Origin of the sequence: Brucella grignonensis, from assembly GCF_002252505.1 — a bacterium.
In the GTDB taxonomy this organism is placed as follows: domain Bacteria; phylum Pseudomonadota; class Alphaproteobacteria; order Rhizobiales; family Rhizobiaceae; genus Brucella; species Brucella grignonensis.
The window spans coordinates 1-408 of sequence record NZ_NNRL01000063.1; the positions used below are offsets into that span (position 1 = coordinate 1).

The following is a 408-nucleotide window of genomic DNA, read 5'->3' on the forward strand; positions in this document are numbered from 1 at the left end:
GGGCATTCGTATCCAGAGCGGTGATGGTTCTGCGGCGGCCGGTGCGCCCGGCGAGGACGAGCGGCGCCTCAGGCGGAGGCGATGCGTCGCCCGACTTCCTTCTGAGGCGGTCTGTCGGCCACCTTGGAAGGAAGAGCGATACGACCCTTGGCATCGCAGGCCTCCACTTCGAAATCCGCGCTTTCTCCGGCGCGGCATCGGATCAGCTCGACCAGCCAGCGGGCGCGGCCGAGGCCGGGAACCGGCAGGGCGGCCGAAGGCAGGACAGAGACGCGCCAGCGGGTAACGCTGGCCGTCGGTTGCCCGAAATCACCTGCCTCCGTCTGCCGGCGCCAACGGCGCACAGCCAGGCCGATCGTATCGGAGCCTTCCGCCGCGAGTTGGAGACGCCGGGACGCGGTCATCGAC

Annotated in this window: 1 pseudogene; it reads right to left on the minus strand. The window is 69.9% G+C overall.

Annotation, left to right across the window (positions count from 1 at the left end):
* Positions 1-68 precede the first annotated feature (68 nt).
* Positions 69-408: pseudogene (locus tag CEV33_RS00830) on the minus strand (damage-inducible protein); the annotation flags it as partial.